This window comes from Alkalicoccus chagannorensis DSM 18086, assembly GCF_000429725.1.
Classification (GTDB): Bacteria; Bacillota; Bacilli; order Bacillales; family Salisediminibacteriaceae; genus Alkalicoccus; species Alkalicoccus chagannorensis.
Genome location: NZ_AUCK01000016.1, coordinates 74,475 through 91,170, shown reverse-complemented (window position 1 = coordinate 91,170; position 16,696 = coordinate 74,475). Strand labels below are relative to the sequence as shown.

At 51.9% G+C, this 16,696-nt stretch carries 12 protein-coding genes; 6 read left to right on the top strand and 6 right to left on the bottom strand.

The features are described 5' to 3' along the window. Nucleotides 1–578 precede the first annotated feature (578 nt). Nucleotides 579–929, top strand: coding sequence for a DUF3846 domain-containing protein (locus G477_RS0110245; RefSeq protein WP_026697877.1), 351 nt, complete (start codon nucleotides 579–581; stop codon nucleotides 927–929). Nucleotides 930–1,637: 708 nt separating this feature from the next. Continuing rightward, nucleotides 1,638–3,413, top strand: a complete 1,776-nt coding sequence (locus G477_RS19345; protein WP_084406213.1) for an endo-1,4-beta-xylanase — start codon at nucleotides 1,638–1,640, stop codon at nucleotides 3,411–3,413. Between the two features lie 623 nt (nucleotides 3,414–4,036). Here G477_RS19345 and xylB read toward each other — a convergent pair. The 3 genes from xylB to G477_RS0110220 form a co-directional block, all read right to left on the bottom strand. After that, complete coding sequence (gene xylB / locus G477_RS0110230; RefSeq protein ID WP_156897332.1) at nucleotides 4,037–5,539, bottom strand: xylulokinase; 1,503 nt, start codon at nucleotides 5,537–5,539, stop codon at nucleotides 4,037–4,039. 178 nt (nucleotides 5,540–5,717) lie between these two features. Continuing rightward, entirely contained in the window at nucleotides 5,718–7,052 is a 1,335-nt protein-coding gene (xylA, locus tag G477_RS0110225) for a xylose isomerase (protein ID WP_026697875.1), read from the bottom strand. An 87-nt stretch (nucleotides 7,053–7,139) separates the two neighbouring features. Next, nucleotides 7,140–8,318, bottom strand: coding sequence for an ROK family transcriptional regulator (locus tag G477_RS0110220; protein WP_026697874.1), 1,179 nt, complete (start codon nucleotides 8,316–8,318; stop codon nucleotides 7,140–7,142). 333 nt (nucleotides 8,319–8,651) lie between these two features. Here G477_RS0110220 and G477_RS19340 point away from each other — a divergent pair, with 333 nt between their 5' ends. Genes G477_RS19340 through G477_RS0110200 form a run of 4 tightly spaced genes read left to right on the top strand, consistent with a single transcriptional unit; the run spans nucleotide 8,652 to nucleotide 13,564 of the window. Continuing rightward, nucleotides 8,652–10,082 carry an ABC transporter substrate-binding protein gene (locus G477_RS19340; protein ID WP_051287918.1) on the top strand — a complete coding sequence of 477 codons (1,431 nt, stop codon included), beginning with the start codon at nucleotides 8,652–8,654 and terminating at the stop codon, nucleotides 10,080–10,082. Between the two features lie 59 nt (nucleotides 10,083–10,141). Next, nucleotides 10,142–11,101 carry a carbohydrate ABC transporter permease gene (locus G477_RS19335; RefSeq protein WP_245575475.1) on the top strand — a complete coding sequence of 320 codons (960 nt, stop codon included), beginning with the start codon at nucleotides 10,142–10,144 and terminating at the stop codon, nucleotides 11,099–11,101. Beyond that, nucleotides 11,102–11,926, top strand: coding sequence for a carbohydrate ABC transporter permease (locus tag G477_RS0110205; protein ID WP_026697873.1), 825 nt, complete (start codon nucleotides 11,102–11,104; stop codon nucleotides 11,924–11,926). Between the two features lie 33 nt (nucleotides 11,927–11,959). Next, nucleotides 11,960–13,564, top strand: coding sequence for a glycoside hydrolase family 43 protein (locus G477_RS0110200; RefSeq protein WP_026697872.1), 1,605 nt, complete (start codon nucleotides 11,960–11,962; stop codon nucleotides 13,562–13,564). Nucleotides 13,565–13,730: 166 nt separating this feature from the next. On the opposite strand, the gene G477_RS0110195 is transcribed toward G477_RS0110200, so the two are convergent. From G477_RS0110195 to G477_RS0110185, 3 genes are all read right to left on the bottom strand, one after another. After that, complete coding sequence (locus G477_RS0110195) at nucleotides 13,731–14,765, bottom strand: iron-containing alcohol dehydrogenase family protein (protein ID WP_026697871.1); 1,035 nt, start codon at nucleotides 14,763–14,765, stop codon at nucleotides 13,731–13,733. 135 nt (nucleotides 14,766–14,900) lie between these two features. Further along, nucleotides 14,901–15,563: a DUF2071 domain-containing protein gene (locus tag G477_RS20545; protein ID WP_026697870.1), complete on the bottom strand. Its 663-nt coding sequence runs from the start codon at nucleotides 15,561–15,563 to the stop codon at nucleotides 14,901–14,903. A gap of 219 nt (nucleotides 15,564–15,782) precedes the next feature. Then, on the bottom strand, nucleotides 15,783–16,658 hold the full coding sequence (locus tag G477_RS0110185) for an SMP-30/gluconolactonase/LRE family protein (protein ID WP_026697869.1): 876 nt from the start codon (nucleotides 16,656–16,658) through the stop codon (nucleotides 15,783–15,785). Nucleotides 16,659–16,696: the final 38 nt, after the last annotated feature.

The window sequence follows — 16,696 nt, the reverse complement described above, 5'->3', positions numbered from 1 at the left end:
CGACAAAAGAAAAAAGAAGCAGAAGAAAAAGCGATTGAAAGCTACCGGTTCAGCTGGGAAAAGCTCGAAAAACAAACAGCAGCCTGGGAGCGTCGAATTTCTTTGTAAGGCGTGTTTCATCACCGAGGACATCCCGAAGGAGGTAGTAACTCAGTTTGATATCATGGACCCCGGGGATCCGGCGGATCCGCCACGGTTTGGCTGTGAACAATGTGGAGGGGAAATGGTTCCGGTTTATTATGAAAGCATTCATGGTATCACTCATGATCATTCAAGGCTCAAAAAATAGGCTACGCCTTCACCCAAAGGGCGAGGCGCAGCCGAGCTTTTTTTAAAGTATAGGAATGGGTACGTTCTCAAACAAGAAGACGGCGGCTTCATGCGCTGCACGGGAAGAACGAAGCACCTGTCTTCGTACGTGTCTTTTCTCGCTCCCCCTCAAACTGCTGTCTTCCAGTGTACTGCAGCGGTGGAATCATTCGATTTTACGATATACCTGCAAATCGATGTTTACATTCCTTCTCAAATGGTTACAGATGGAATAGGACGATCTTAAATGAAAAAGGATGATGCAGATTATGACTATTCTATACCTCGAAGATAAGGATCAGCAGTTTGAGAAGCGGCAGCTGGATAACTTGAATTTCGATGCCATTACAGGCCTTGTCGGAAAAGAAGCCGAAGCGGTTTACCTCCCACAGAACATCGTACTTTGGAAAAATCCACGAGCCGCCGTCCTCCACGAATCGAAAACGATCGTTGTTCAGCAGGAAGGTGAATTGAACGAAGTGATTCACGGGAAAGTGATTATCACTGGAACCGACGGAAATAAAACGGTCGAGCTGAAAGAGGATCAGATTCAGTGGGTATATGATCGACTCATTCATGTAGAAGAAGAAGGCGAAAAACTCCCGGCACTGCCGTATTAATCAAAGCAGCCGTAGAAAAAAGGCTCCAGATACGAGAGTAAAGCAACGATAAAAAAGCGCGCTTCCGACGATCCTAAACCGATTGTCGGAAGCGTTTCGTTTGTTCCATGATAGGAATGTATAAGTTTTCAAACAGTGTGACGGCTGCTCCATGCGCTGCTCGGGAAGAAACAAAGCACGTTTTCTTCCCGAGCAGCGCATCGCATATTTTTTCCGAGCTCCTTATTGGATGGAAGGGGAAAAGAACATCCAAGTGCCCAGGAAAAGCGGGCATCAGCTCCCTTTGGGAAACAGCAGGGGGCCCTGCGTAAAAAAAGCTCGATGTCTTGATAGAGCGGCGTACCTGCGGGACCACACGTGAAGCCGCAGGCCGCCGGAAAACGCGGCACGTCTGCTGGGGAGAGCAGGCAGAGGGTTGGATGGATGGACAGAAAATGAAGGCGGGACCTCGTTTCAAACAATCACAAAAAGTCTCATATTTTTATAGATGAAAAACAGGAAATTGGCAGTATTTTTAGTTAATTCATTGAACAAACTAAGTGGGTGTGCTAGCATAATAATTGTTGATAACGCTTACATATCTGGTGTGTCCAGGGGGACGGAACACGCTGGAGCGGAAAGGGGGAACAGGATTCCGTCTATGTTGATGGTCCGCAGCCTGCAGCGAAGTCAGTCACGATTACTACAAGAAACGAAGGAGTGACGGATATGAAAAAAGCATGGTTGTCCGCAGCAGTACTGGCTGTATTTGTTCCGGCAGGGTTTGCAGCTGCCGATGAAGAACCGCAGGAACTGGAAGGGGGCGCGCTGGATGCAGCGCCGATGAAGGATCGTTTTGAGGATTCGTTCAATATCGGTGCAGCCATCGAGCCGCATCAAACCGAAGGAACGCACGGAGAGGTATTGGCGCATCATTATAACAGCCTGACAGCAGAGAATGTCATGAAGCCGGAAAATCTTCAGCCGGAAGAAGGCGAGTTCTACTGGGATGATGCGGACAGACTTGTCGATTTCGCCAACGAACATGACATGGATCTGCGATTCCATACGCTTCTCTGGCACAACCAGGTACCAGACTGGTTCTTTGAAGACGAAGATGGAAACTACATGGCGGAGGAAGAAGACGAAGCCAAACGGGAAGAGAATAAAGAACTGCTGCTTGAGCGGCTGGAAACACATATTCATACCGTTGTAGAACGGTACAAAGATGATGTCGATGCGTGGGACGTCGTCAACGAGGTCATCAGTGATGCTGAAGAACCGACGGATGAGGACGGATTCGGACTGCGGGATGACACGCCGTGGTATCAGATTACCGGAGACGAATACATTAAAACTGCGTTCCGTGCCGCTAGGGAAGCAGGCGGTGAGGATGCGCTGCTGTTCATTAATGATTATAATACCGAAATTGAACCGAAGCGGGATCACCTTCACGGCTACATCGAGCACCTGCTCGAAGAAGGGGTGCCGGTAGATGGCATCGGCCATCAAGCGCACATTCAACTGGAGTGGCCGACACTGCAGGAAATGAGAGAATCCTTTGAAATGTTTGATGACCTCGGCCTCGTCACACATATTACCGAGCTGGATGTCAGCTTGTATGAATATCCACCGATCACGGATAACGAAACGTACGATGACATCAGCGACGAGGAATTTGCTTCTCAGGCAGAACGTTATTATGAATTATTCTCGCTCTATGAGAATCTGGACCACATCATCGACAGCCTGACATTCTGGGGCATCGGCGATGATCATACGTGGCTCAATGACCGCGCAGAAGAAGCTAACGACGGTGTTGGTAAAGATGGACCGTTCGTATTCGATACCGACTTGAATGTCAAACCAGCGTATGCACAAATGATGCGGGAAGACATTCTGACATTAGATGAACTGATGGCGCTGGAAGAAGAAGAGGAAGAAGACGCGCCTGATGAGGAAGCACCTGAGGAAGAAGTACCGTCTGTTTCCTTTACGGACATCGACAGCAGTCATCCTTACTACCATGTGGTTGAACGCATGGCCGGTGCCAGCGTGATTGAAGGCTATCCAGACGGCTCTTTCCGGCCGGATGAACCAGTGCAGCGTCTCCATACCGCACTGCTTCTGCAGCGTGACCTCGGGCTCGGAACATCCGATTCCCACGGGTTTCAGGATGTAGCAGCCGATCACCCAGATGCCGGGGCCCTTGGAGCCGTCGAAGACGCAGGTATCTTCAGTGGGGATCACCGCGGGTACTTCCATCCAGTTGATCCAATCACCCGTGGAGAAGCAGCTGCGGTCCTTTCCCGGGCTTACGGTATCAGCGGATCCGATACTCATACGTTCAGCGACATGGAAGGCCACCAGTTTGAGTCTGCAGTAGCTGGACTTGCTCAGGCAGGCGTTGTCTCCGGCCGCACGGAAACGACCTTCGATCCGGATGCTGACGTGACACGTCTTGAATTTGCGATGCTCATGGATCGGATTCATCAGGACGACTAAAGAAAGTGCTGGAGTATGGAGGTGAAAGACCCTCGGCTCCCGCCTGACGAAGAGAAAGCATGCGGCTGTATTTTCCGAACGACCTCTGAAACAGAGATCTGTCGGCAAACGAGGACATCGAAAGCTTCTGCAGTGCATCCGCCCGAGGAAGCTGGAGATGTCCTCTACGGCAGGCCAGGATGCAGCGAAGTGCCGATCGACGAGGCACAGGAACAGCAGAGAAAAAAGAGGTTGGGACTACCTCTTTTTCCAGCACGCAAAAGACGCTTCCGACGATCTCATCTGGATCGTCGGAAGCGTTTTGTTTAAGTATAGGAATGTATAAGTTTTCATACAGTGTGACGGCGGCTCCATGCGCTGCTCGGGAAGAAACAAAGAACGTTTTCTTCCCTCAAAAAGCTTGCAGCGCTTCCGCACGCCGTTCCGACCAAAAGGCGCTCTGCGCTTTTGTTCTGGAGAAATCAAGATCGTACGGTCTCTATCTGGGTTGATTCTGAAAAGACAAGTCCGCGGCAAGCGATTGTCATTGGAAGGATCAACCCCCTTTCATACAGAAGGCCCTCACCAAGTTTTGGTGAGGGCCTGACGTATGTCTATTTTACAGCGGGTCCATCAGCGCCGATTCAGGCGTTGCTGCGGAATTTCTGCAGTGATGTCGTCAATGGGGCCGTCGCTTCGTACACTTGCTTATAAAGCTTATACAGGTCGTCGTACTGCCGACTCTGCTCTGGAGACGGATGTACGGTATGCTTTCTTTTGACGAAGGCATCGGCTGTTTGCTGCAGCGGCTCATTCAACACGCCGGAGGCAGCAATCACCGCTGCGCCGAGTCCTGGTCCCTGCTCCTGCTCCAGCTGAACAATCGGCACCTGGAAAATGTCCGCCTGCAGCTGCAGCCAGAAGCTGCTTTTGGCTCCGCCGCCGATGGAGACGATCTCTTTCACGTCACTGCCGGCTTGATGAATCAGCTCCAGACAGTCCCGCAGCGAAAAGGTGATTCCTTCCACGACCGCACGCGCAAAATCGGCGCGCTCATGGGAAGCATCTGCACCAATGAAAGATCCCCGGAGCGACGCTTCTGCATAAGGGGTCCGTTCGCCGCTGATGTAGGGAGTGAACAGCAGTCCGCCTGCACCTGCAGGGCGGGAGGCAGCCGCATCCATCATGTCTTCAAACGACGTTTCCGGCCAAAACTGGTCTCGGAACCAGCTCAGGCTGCTTCCAGCCGCAAGCGTGACACCCATAGTATAGAAGGCATCCGGATCAGCATGATGGAACACGTGCAGCGAGCCATCGACCTTTTCCGGCACGGCATCGGCGTAGGAGAGCATCACACCGGATGTGCCGATACTGCACATGGTCGTCCCAGGCTGAAGAACACCGGATCCGACCGCGCCGCAGGCATTGTCAGCCCCTCCGGCAAACAGCTGGACATCCTCAGAGAGTCCCCAGGTTTCCGCCAGTTCCGGCAGCATCGTTCCTGCTGCAGCAGTTGGAGGGAGAAGCGGAGGGAGAAGGGAGACTGGAACATCCAGTGCCTTCAGGATATCTTCCCGCCATGCTTTCTGATGGTGGTCAAAGAGCAGCGTTCCGGCCGCATCGGACCATTCCATCTGCATCGTGCCCGTTAATCTTCCACGGACATAATCTTTTGGAAGCACAAAGGAGGCTGCTCTGGCGAATAGTTCCGGCTCTTCTTCCTGGACCCAGAGCAGCTTCGGGAGTGTAAAGCCTTCGAGAGCTTTATTCTGGACAGCGTCCAGCAGCTCTCCTTTGCCAATAACGGATTCAATCCGGCGGCACTGCGGTGTGGTCCGCGTATCATTCCACAGGATCGCCGGGCGCAGCGGCTGATCTTCTTCGTCCAGCAGGACCAGCCCGTGCATTTGTCCCGAAAAACTGATCCCGGCTGTGCTGCTCCAGGCATCCGGGGCCTTCTCTTTAAGCTGGGTGAACGTATCCTGAACAGCTTCAACCCAGGCTTCCGGATCCTGTTCTGACCAGCCGTCAGCCGGTCTGCTGACGCTGAGCGGCGCAGATGCTTCGGCGGTCCATGTACCATCTGTACGGAACAACAGCGTTTTTACGCCGCTTGTTCCTAAATCGACACCAAGTACGTACTGCATCATAATCCTCCTTTTAATGAAACGTTTATGTAAGGCCCGTCAGCTGCATCAACGATGTTGAGCGGACGGCATACGTGCGGCAGTTTGAAAAAATCCTGCCAGAAGAAGGTACCTTCTGACAGGACAAGTGCCTGTTAAAGACATGCATCACGGTCGGCGGTATGCGGAAGACAGGTGCTTATTCAGCCGTCGTAGGCACGCCGACGGAACCACGGATGTACTGGTTGATGCGTCCGCGGATTTTTTCGTTGCGTCCGGAAGAAAGATTGATCGTAGCTTCCATCGCGTGCTTCTCGAGTTCGTGGAAGCTCGTCTGCTTCGAGGCAATCTTCTGACCGATGCCTTCTTCAAAGCCGGCGTAGCGTTTTTCGATAATATCTTCGAGTGCGCGGTCTTCCAGCATTTGATGAGCAATCGTCAGGCCGAGCGCGAACGTGTCCATGCCGACAATGTGGCCGTGGAACAGATCAGATGGCTCGAAGGATGTCCGGCGTACTTTTGCATCGAAGTTCAGACCGCCGCGGCCGAGTCCATCATTTTTCAGAATCTCGTACATCGCGAGAACAGCGCTGTAAAGATCGGTAGGGAATTCATCTGTGTCCCATCCAAGCAGCAGGTCGCCCTGGTTGGCATCGACCGAACCGAGGATGCCGTTGACGCGGGCATAGTGCAGTTCGTGTTCGAAAGAATGACCAGCGAGCGTAGCGTGGTTGGCTTCGATGTTGATTTTAAAGTCATCAGCAAGGCCGTACTTCTGCAGGAACGCATAAGCGCTGGCTGTATCATAATCGTACTGATGCTTTGTCGGCTCTTTCGGTTTTGGCTCGATCAGGAACTGACCATCAAAGCCGATCTCCTTCGCGTAGTCGAGGGCCATGTGATAGAACGAAGCCAGGTTATCCAGCTCGCGCCCCATATCCGTGATGAGAAGCGATTCATAGCCTTCGCGGCCACCCCAAAAAACATAGTTTTCAGAGCCGAGTTCTTTTGCGATCTCCAGCTGCTTTTTCACTTTTGCTGCTGCGTACGCATACACATCGGGATTATTTGATGTCGCCGCACCATGCATGAATCTCGGGTGAATGAACATGTTGGCTGTATTCCAGAGGACCTTCATTCCGGTATCGTCCATGCGGTTTTTCAGCAGCCCGACAATCTCATCCAGATTTTTATTGGATTCCTTCAGGGTATTTCCTTCAGGAGCAATATCCACATCGTGGAAGCAGTAGTAGTCTGAACCGATTTTCTGGAAGAATTCAAAAGCGGCATCTACACGTGCACGGGCAAGATCCATGCCGCTGTACTGGTCCCAAGGACGCTGCATGGTTGGAGCACCGAACGGGTCACTTCCATCCATCGTAAATGTGTGCCAGTAAGCAACCGAAAATCGGAGCCACTCTCTCATTGTCTTGCCGCCGATCGTCTGATCCGGGTTATAGTATTTAAATGCAAACTCGTTGTCGGAAGCACCACCCTCGTAACGAATTTCCGGAATATCTGAAAAATATGCCATCCCATTCATCCTCCTCAAAACTTAGTTTATTCACTGAACATACTAACTGTTTTTGAAAACGCTGTCAACGTACGTTTTCAAATTTTTTTAGTCGAGGGTGATTTTATACCGCGAAAAGAAGTGGGAAAGGGCAAACGAGGAAGCTCCCATCGCACACGCTCTGCCTGCCAGTGGAGAGAAGATCATGTCGAAAGCATCACACTGATATGGAAGGAGCCGTTGTTGGAACACCTGCCGGATCGGTCCTTCCAGCCATGGTTCCAGGGCCGCAAAACGATTGCCGAGAACCACGAGGCGGGGATTGAACGTGTTGACGATGTTCACCACGCCGACGCCGAGATATGTACCGATTGTCTGAAGCAGTGTGAGCACTTCGCCATTGCCCTGTTCGGCTTCCTGGAGGACATCCTGAAAAGAGATGTTCTCATAGGACTGGAAAGAATGAAGCAGCGCTGCCCGTTCCAGCAGGGTACTTTCAGAGGCGTACAATTCCCAGCAGCCAATATTGCCGCAGTTGCATTTAATCCCATTCATTTCAATCGACATGTGCCCCATCTCGCCGGAGAACCCTTTCTCGCCCCGGTAGAGATCCCCATCAATAATCAGTCCGGTACCAATCCCGATGCCGACACTGACATAGACGAGATTCGATGTCTCGGTGCCGGATCCGTATACTTTCTCCCCGTGAGCGCCGGCATTGGCTTCGTTCTCCAGTATGATAGGAAAATCATAGCATTCTTCCAGCTGATGCTTCAGCGGCTGCTGCGCCCAGCCGAGGTTGGGGGCGAACTCGATCATGCCATTGTTGTTCACGGTCCCCGGAACACCGATCCCGGCGCCGATGATACCGTAAGGGCTGTATGGTGCTTCTTTGATTAAGTCATCGATGCACTGCTGGATCGTAGCGAAGACAACCGCTTCCGTTGTATCCTGCAGAGGGTACTCCGTTTCATGCTGCACATGGCCCTTTAAATCCGTGAGCATCCCAATAATCCGATCCACGCCGAGGTCAATACCGATGGAGAAGCCCGCTTCCTTCTGAAAATAGAGCATCACCGGGCGGCGTCCGCCTTTCGATTCGCCGTTGGCCATTTCATAGATGAAATGTTCCTCAATCAATTCACCAACGAGGGAAGAGACGGTGGCCTTCGTCAGACCGGTAGACTGTGAAATCTGGGTACGCGAGATCGGGGATTCCTTCTGCACCATTTCAAGTACGATGGATTTATTCAGTTTTTTGACGAGATTTTGATCCCCTGTTTTCATCTCTATCACCAATTCTTCGTTTTTTTAGTCACTGAACATAATATCACAGTTTGACGGATTTTCGCAGATGAAATCCGGAAAAAGCGTACCGGCATCTATAGTATGTAGAGAAACGGGGTGGACAGAAAAAAAGTTTGTCTGACAAACAGAAAGCGATTACAAAAATTCTTGTCAGACTATTGACGAAGAAAAGGAGATAATATATGCTTTGCATAGATTGTTCATCCAATGAACAAACTAAGTTATCTTACAAACACCTGGGAGGTGAGCCGTGTCGTTGTCCTTTCTTCATGTTTTGTAAGCGGTGACAAAAATACTAAGGGGGAATCATGAATGAAAAAAGCACTGTGGTTGACTAGTATGTCTTTAGCAGGAGCACTGACGCTGGCCGGATGCGGGGGCAACGGCGGCGATGAGAACGGAAACGATACGAACGGCAACAACGTAAACGCAGGAAACGACGGCGGAGAAGAAAATGCCGATGCATCTGGTGATGATGAAGAAATCGAGCTGACATTCTGGCACATTGAAACCGGGTACGGAGAAGAGGAAATGGAAAGTGCCGTTGACCGCTTCGAAGAAAACAACCCGAACGTGACCGTGGAAGTCGTCCAGCATGAAAACGATCCTTATAAAACGAACTTCAACGTAGCGATGGGCGGCGGAAATCCACCAGATGTGTTCCACAGCTGGGGAGGCGGCTGGCTCCAGAATTTCGTTGATGCCGGCCTGGTCCGCAACTTGACTGATGAGATCGATCCAGACCATTACCTGGATGCAGCACTCTCGGTTGCTACGTACGATGATGAAATTTACGGAGCACCTCTCGGAATGGACACGGTGCTTGTCTGGTACAACGAGCGAATTTTCGATGAATACGGATTCGAAGAGCCGGAAACATACGATGAGTTCACTGATATCGTAGACACCCTGCAAGGCGATGACATCATTCCGCTGACACTGGCAAACCAGCCGCAGTGGCCGGGAGCGTTCTACCTCATGTACTTCGCAGAGCGTCTTGGCGGTGTCGATCTATTTGATGAAGCCTTTACCCGCGATGGACGAGGTTTTGATGATGAAGCGTACGTCGAAGCCGGTGAGATGATTCAGGAGCTTGTCGAAATGAATGCATTCCCGGATGGATTCAACGGCATGGACTACGACACAGGTCAATCCCGTCAGTTGATGTATGGTGACCGTGCCGCGATGGAAATCATGGGGAACTGGATGGTTGGTGCGACCCGTGATGATGCACCAGAATTCGAAGATGACCTCGGCTACTTTATCTTCCCTGAAATCGAAGGAGGAGAAGGATCGAATAACAACATCGTCGGCGGTGTCAGCCCGGTATTCTCTGTAACGGAAGAGAGTGAACACGGCGAACTCGCTGCAGAACTCGTACAGGAGCTGACCAGCCTGGAAACGGCAGAAGCGTTTGCAAACGCAGATGCTGAAATCTCGGCGATTCACGGTGTCGAATATGAAGATGAATTTACAGCAGAGCTGGCAGAACTACTGGAAGGTGCAGAAGAAGTGCAGACGTTCTACGATCAGACGCTTCCATCCCAGATGGCTGAAGTTCACCTGAATACGACGCAGGCTCTCTTCGGACTTTCCATGACACCGGAAGAAGCTGCACAGGAAATGGAAGAAGCAGCGGAAGAGTACCTCGACGGTGAAGGCGCCGATATTGAAGATGAACTCGACGACGTCAGCGACGAAGACGTGGAAGAGCTGGAAGAAGAAATGAACAATAACGAGTAAACCGGAATGGGGGCCGGGTGCCCCCTTCTCCGTTTCAGATGAAAAAGAGGTGAAACAGCGTGTCCCAGTATGGTAATGACTCTACAGCAGATACAACGTATCAGGAAAAACCGGAAGTGAAAAGCAGAGAGAAGAAAAGACGAGACAGAAAAACAGGATGGGTCATCTTCGGTTTCTTGGCACCAGCGATGGCTTTCTACTTTTTGTACGTCGTTTTCGCCATCTTCATGACGGTCTATTACAGTGTCTTTGAATGGTCCGGTATTGATGACGATATGAATTTCATTGGCTTCCAGAACTATCTAACTATGTTTGCGGACGGGGCCTTCTGGCAGTCCGTCGGAAATAACTTTCTGCTCGTGTTTTCCTCTCTTTTTACCCAGCTTCCACTTGGCTTGATTATGGCACTGATGCTGTTCAGTCCGATCAAGGGGATCCGCTTTTTCCGCTCGATCTACTTCATGCCATTTTTAATGTCAACGGTTGCTATTGGTATTCTCTTTACTTACATTTATGACCCGACTTACGGGCTGGTTAATGAATTTCTCCGTGCTGTCGGTCTGGGTAACTTCACCCGCGGCTGGCTCGGAAATGAAGCAACAGCGATATGGGCCATCATTGTGGTCGTCATCTGGCAGTTTGCGCCGTTTTACATGATTCTCTTCCGTGCAGCGATCGTTGGTATTCCGGAAGATCTTTATGAGGCAGCAGACATCGATGGGGCGACTCCATGGCAGCGTTTCACCAATGTGACGCTTCCGCTTCTGATGCCGACCATCATCACATCTTCTATTCTATCGGTTATCGGCGCATTAAAGTACTTCGACTTAATCTACGTCATGACCGGAGGTGGGCCGAACAACTCGACCCATTTAATGGCCACCTATATGTACGACCATGCGTTCAGCCACTTTAATATGGGGTATGGTAGTGGAATTTCCTTCTCCATGTTTATCATCGCGCTGATTGCTACGATCTTCATTCTCTGGTTTGACCGCCGCAGAAAGGGGGAGTTCTAAATGGTATCGAAAATAATAAAACAAGTACTCCTGTATGCACTTGCGGTTCTGCTGTTGATTTTCACCGGGGTCCCTTTTCTAGCAATGGTCAACTCCTCGTTTAAAGATCAACTGGAGTTCATGCAGTCACCATGGTCCCTCCCCGATGCGATTACGCTGGAGAACTATGCGTACCTGCTCGAAACAGATTTTATCACGTACTTCGGAAACAGTGTATTCGTCGTGACGATCTCCGTCATCATTACTATCTTCTTGTCTGCGATGGCGGCATATCCACTGGCCCGCTTGAATTTCAAGCTGAATACACCAATCTTCGTTCTGTTCCTTGTCGGGATGATGATTCCCATTCATACCACGCTGGTACCTATTTTCCAGCTGACCGTCGGAATGGGACTCTATGATACCCTTTGGGCCCTGATTGGTCCGTACGTCGCTTTTGCGCTGCCGGTCTCGATTGTCATTTTCCGTCAGTTTCTGCGGGAGCTGCCGAAAGAACTGGAAGAGTCAGCGCAGATCGATGGTTGTGGGCATTTCATGCTTTTCTGGAAGATTCTCTTCCCTCTGCTCACACCGGCGATTGCAACGATCACGATTTACAACTTCATTATTATGTGGAATGAATTCATCTTTGCCCTCGTCCTGACGAACTCGCCGGGCAATGCGACCCTTCCGCTCGGACTTCGGGACTTCCAGGGTGACTTCTCCGTCAACGTCCCAGGAATGATGGCCGCCTTGACGCTGGCCAGCGTGCCGCTCCTGCTGATTTATTTTTTCGCTCAGGAGAAAATTGTCAAAGGGATTGCTGCCGGTTCTGTCAAAGGGTAACCCAGCTGTTTATTTCAAAAGGAGGCCTGCTGTATGCAGATTACGAATCCAATACTGACGGGGTTTAACCCGGATCCGAGCGTGTGCCGCGCCGGAGATGATTATTATATTGCCGTATCCACATTCGAATGGTTCCCGGGTGTCCGGATCTATCATTCGAAAGATTTGAAACACTGGACCTTTGCAGCAGCGCCGCTGAATCGGCTGTCTCAGCTGAATATGAAAGGCAACCCGGATTCCGGTGGTGTCTGGGCGCCGCAGCTTTCCTGGGCAGACGGGAAGTTCTGGCTGATCTACTCGGACGTGAAAGTCACGGACGGGCAGTGGAAGGATAATCATAACTACCTGGTGACGTGCGAGACCATCGATGGGGAATGGTCGGATCCGGTTTACCTGAATGGTTCCGGCTTTGATCCATCGCTGTTCCATGATGAAGACGGACGCAAGTATTTGACCAACATGGTGTGGGACCCGCGCGTCGGGAACCATCCGTTCTACGGCATTGCCCTTCAGGAATATGATCCGGTGCAGGAAAAGCTGACCGGCGATATTGACATCATCTTCAAAGGCACCGAGCATAAGTTGACGGAAGCTCCCCACCTGTACAAAAAGGACGGATGGTATTACCTGCTGACAGCGGAAGGCGGGACGACGTATAACCATCTGGCTACCATTGCCCGGTCCAGGCAGCTCCGGGGGCCGTATGAAGTCAGACCAGACAATCCCCTGCTGACGAGCTGGGACGCACCAGACAATGAACTTCAGAAAGCAGGTCATGCGTCGATGGTCGAAACACCGGATGGAGAATGGTTCCTGTTTCATCTGACGGGAAGACCGCTTCCGAGAAGAAAGCACGAGAGCCGGCTGGATAACCGGGGCTTTTGTCCGCTTGGCCGGGAGACCGCTGTCCAGCGTGTCTTCTGGGAGCAGGAGTGGCCTTATGTCGAGAATGGTCCGAACCCTTCGCTCGTTGTAGAAGGACCGGATCTGCCGGAGCAGCCAGTGGAAGACAGCAGAGATTTTCACTACACGTTTGAACACGGTGTATCCTCTGACTTTCAAACGCTCCGCATTCCGCTTGGAGAAGACATCTGCTCTACCGAAGCTCGACCGGGCTGGCTCCGGCTCTCCGGCAGAGAATCGCTGACGTCCTCGTTCACCCAGGCATTCACCGCCCGGCGCTGGCAGAGCATGAGCTTCACAGCAGAAACGAAGCTTGAAGCAGAGCCGGTAACGTTTCAGCAGTCAGCGGGTCTCGTCAACTACTACAACACGAAGAACTGGACGGCGCTTCAGCTGACGTGGGATGAAGAAAAAGGCCGCATATTGGATCTTTCCACGTGCGACAACTTCACCTTTGATCAGCCGCTGCAGGAAAAAATCGACGTACCCGAAGGCAGCAGTGTCTGGCTGCGGGTGACAGTCGACGTACACGATTACTGGTACAGCTATTCCTTTGACGGGAAGACATGGACGGATATTGACCTGATCTTTCCTTCGTATAAGCTTTCCGATGACTATGTTGAAGGAGGTGGTTTCTTCACAGGAGCCTTTACCGGTATGCAGTGTCAGGATACCTCCGGCCGTGGCATGCCAGCAGACTTTGCGTATTTCCGTTACACAGAGAAACCTTTGTAACACCTTCTTTTCCCCCCTGAAAATAGAAGGAAAAAGGCCGTTTCCCATAGTGGAAACGGCCTTTTTGTCGGTGCCGGAACACGACGCCCGGCTGGCTTTTTGGCACTGCAGGAACAGCTCCCAGTCTAGGTACGTATTCTTTGACGCTTACGTTGAAGTGTCTGTTTTAAGGAGTGAAGAGTTCTGCTAATACAGCATCGGTTTCCAGCAGATGAATGGCTTTCTTCCGCCAAGCTTCCTCATGCAGGTACGTATGTCTTTTCGGTTTGATTGCAGGTGCTGCTTCTACGGCGCGAATCCAGTCTTCTCTGTTCAGAGGATGGGCACGGACCCAGTCGAAAAAGCCGGTCCTGCTGAAGACTTTGTAGAGTCTTTCGGAGCGGTGTTCATGAACAAGGCACATCAAGTAGGCAGCTGTTCCGACCTGAATGCCATGACGTCCGGGAGTCGCTGCTTCCTGATCGAGCGCGTGGGAGAGGAGGTGTTCCGAACCGCTGATCGGCGCTGTTGACCCGCTGATGACAGTGGATACCCCGCTCATGGTCAGCGCGCTCACCAGTTCTTTTAGAAAAGCAGGATGACGGATGTCCTGCATGGGCGTACGGATAAAGCTGTTGACGGCATTTCTGCTGAGCATGGCGGCAAATGCATGAACACGGCCGACACCGGCATCCGCTTCGAACTGCCAGTCGTACAGGGCAGGAATGTTCGACATCACATCGCCGACACCGGAGAGAAGCATTTCCTCCGGTGTGTGCTGAATCACATCGAGATCGGCTATCACAGCGTAAGGGACAGCTGCCGGAACACTAATCCGGCGCCCCTGCTGATATAACGAGCAGGTCGTACTTGCAAAGCCGTCGTTGGAAGCGGATGTCGGTATGCTGATAAACGGAAGCCCGCGGAGGAATGCAGCGTATTTGCCCTGATCGATGACACCGCCGCCTCCACAGGCTGCCATGGCATCCACGGAAGCGAGGTCATAAGCGTCAGCTGCCAGCTGGGACACCTCTTTCCCGTCTTCTATTTTTTCAATCTGCACATAAAGGTGCTTCCACTGCAGGTGCGGGATCACTTCTGTGTAGGTGAAAGCATCGCACCATAACAGAAGGGTGCGGAACCCATGTTCCAGGCACCGTTCTTCGAGTTTCTCGAGCGCGCCGTACTGAATATCAAGTACCGTCGGAATAGCAATCTGCAACGTCAAACCCCCTTTCTTTCAGGATGATGAAAAGCTGTGAATCTATTAGCAAGCGAGGAGGCGGTCCCGCTGCAGGTGAACATCCGGCAGCGTGTCAGCGGCATGACGCGGGTTTTCTGTCAAAGCTCTATCAGCTTACTTCCGAAACGGATAATACGACATCTCCTTGATCGGTGCATACTCACAGATCAACTTTTGTTCGTCGACATCCAGTGCAGCCGGGAGAGAGTGGGACGTGACGGTTCCAGATGCCGGAGCGATTTCCCAAACTTCCCGGCCGATAGGCGCCTTTTCGATGTGATGACGTCCCTGCTTCCACATAGACCAGCGCTTGGTCATCCAGGCAGAGCGGGATCCTTCCGCAGAAGGACGGGCTGGTCCATTTGGAGTCAAAGAGCCGCCGTACTGAAGCTGATCCGTCTCTGCCGTGAAGGTGTGCGCCTCTTTATTGATCGTTCCATGATGGAAAGGAAGTCCGGCGAATGACGATGCACCGGAGGCAATCATCGAATCATTGACGACCGCATGCAGCAGGTAGACACCGGGTTCGCCGTGCCGGGAGACGTACGTTCGCACCTGCATTTCCTGATAGGGAGGACGTGTGAATGTTTTCAGGCGGAGATCGGCTTGGTTGTTTTCGGCGGTAAAAGCAGAAATCGTGATCCAGGAAGTGCCATCCCACGTATCGGCATGCAGTTCTTCGGGCAGGAGTGACTGTAGCTGCTCCGGAGAAACCGGGTAGTGGAAAAAGCAGATTTGTTTCCATGTCTGATAGGCAAGTGGCTTGGATGTAAACATCGTGGTCCCCCTTCCGGTACGTGTAACCTATTCCCTGCGCGGAAAGATAGAAAACTGCAGCAGCAGGAAGGCGCTTAGAAAACGCACTGTGCCACTGACGCCAGCGCAGTCTCATCAACGGCCGACAGGTGATGCATCCGACGTGCGGGCGTCGACATATAAAAGGAGAAGACTGGAATCTTCCGTCTTCTCCTTCGTATTTGCGCTTGCAGCTTATTTTCAGCTGTCCTGGAACCGGTAAGAGCGGGCGCCTCTCACGTCGAGCTTCAATCGGAAAATACCGCCGGCATGAGGCTGTTCTTCGAGTTCTTCGTCAGACAGCCCACCTCGTGCCGTTGTGATATAGAGCTCATCCATGTCTCTGCCGCCGAAACAGCAGGAGGTCACGCGGGAGGCAGGCAGCTCGATTTTGTCGACGACGCGGCCTTCTTCCGGGTCGATGCAGCGGACACATCCGCCCTCGAAAAACGCCACCCAGAGCCGGCCGTCTGCATCGATTGTCATGCCGTCCGGAAAGCCGAAATGTTCTGGGACCTCGAATGCGCAGGTCAGTTCTCCGAGACGCCCGCTTTCCAGGTCGATCTGAAAGCGGCGGATGGTCCGTCGCGGCGTATCGATGTAGTACATGATTTCCTCCGGTTCATTCCAGGCCATCCCGTTGGAGACGGTAACCTTATCCAGCACTTGATGCACCCTTTGATCGACTCCCATGCAGTACAGGCCTGCCTGATTGTCTTCTCCTTCCAGCACCATCGTTCCAGACCAGTAACGTCCGGCGGGATCGGCTTTCCCATCATTAAAACGGTTGCCGTGCATTCCTTTTTCGGGATCGTAAATGTGAGTTTTCTCCCGGGTTTCCCGGTCGTAATGGTAAAAGCCGGTCTCCGTACACATGTAGACACTACCGGAGGTGCCGAACACAGCGGAGCCGATTTTCTCTCCTACAGGATGCGCCTCATCTGCCCCGAGCGGATCAAGGAAATGGAGCGCCTCTCCGTCGATATCAACCCAGAGGAGCAGTTGTTCTTCTTCATTCCAGCAGGGACCTTCAGCAAGCAGCGCGTTAGCATCATAGATCAGTTCTGGTTTCGCCATCATCCTCACCTCTATTTCCAGGTATAACCGATTTTCCC

Bases quoted from the DNA above. Each gene is read 5' to 3' on its own strand.
- G477_RS0110200 (WP_026697872.1), top strand. From the start codon at position 11,960: ATGCAGATTACGAATCCAATACTGACGGGGTTTAACCCGGATCCGAGC.
- G477_RS0110220 (WP_026697874.1), bottom strand. From the start codon at position 8,318: ATGAAAACAGGGGATCAAAATCTCGTCAAAAAACTGAATAAATCCATC.
- G477_RS0110245 (WP_026697877.1), top strand. From the start codon at position 579: ATGACTATTCTATACCTCGAAGATAAGGATCAGCAGTTTGAGAAGCGG.
- G477_RS20545 (WP_026697870.1), bottom strand. From the start codon at position 15,563: ATGTTTACATCCAAGCCACTTGCCTATCAGACATGGAAACAAATCTGC.
- xylA (WP_026697875.1), bottom strand. From the start codon at position 7,052: ATGGCATATTTTTCAGATATTCCGGAAATTCGTTACGAGGGTGGTGCT.
- G477_RS0110185 (WP_026697869.1), bottom strand. From the start codon at position 16,658: ATGGCGAAACCAGAACTGATCTATGATGCTAACGCGCTGCTTGCTGAA.
- G477_RS19340 (WP_051287918.1), top strand. From the start codon at position 8,652: ATGAAAAAAGCACTGTGGTTGACTAGTATGTCTTTAGCAGGAGCACTG.
- G477_RS19345 (WP_084406213.1), top strand. From the start codon at position 1,638: ATGAAAAAAGCATGGTTGTCCGCAGCAGTACTGGCTGTATTTGTTCCG.
- G477_RS0110205 (WP_026697873.1), top strand. From the start codon at position 11,102: ATGGTATCGAAAATAATAAAACAAGTACTCCTGTATGCACTTGCGGTT.
- xylB (WP_156897332.1), bottom strand. From the start codon at position 5,539: ATGCAGTACGTACTTGGTGTCGATTTAGGAACAAGCGGCGTAAAAACG.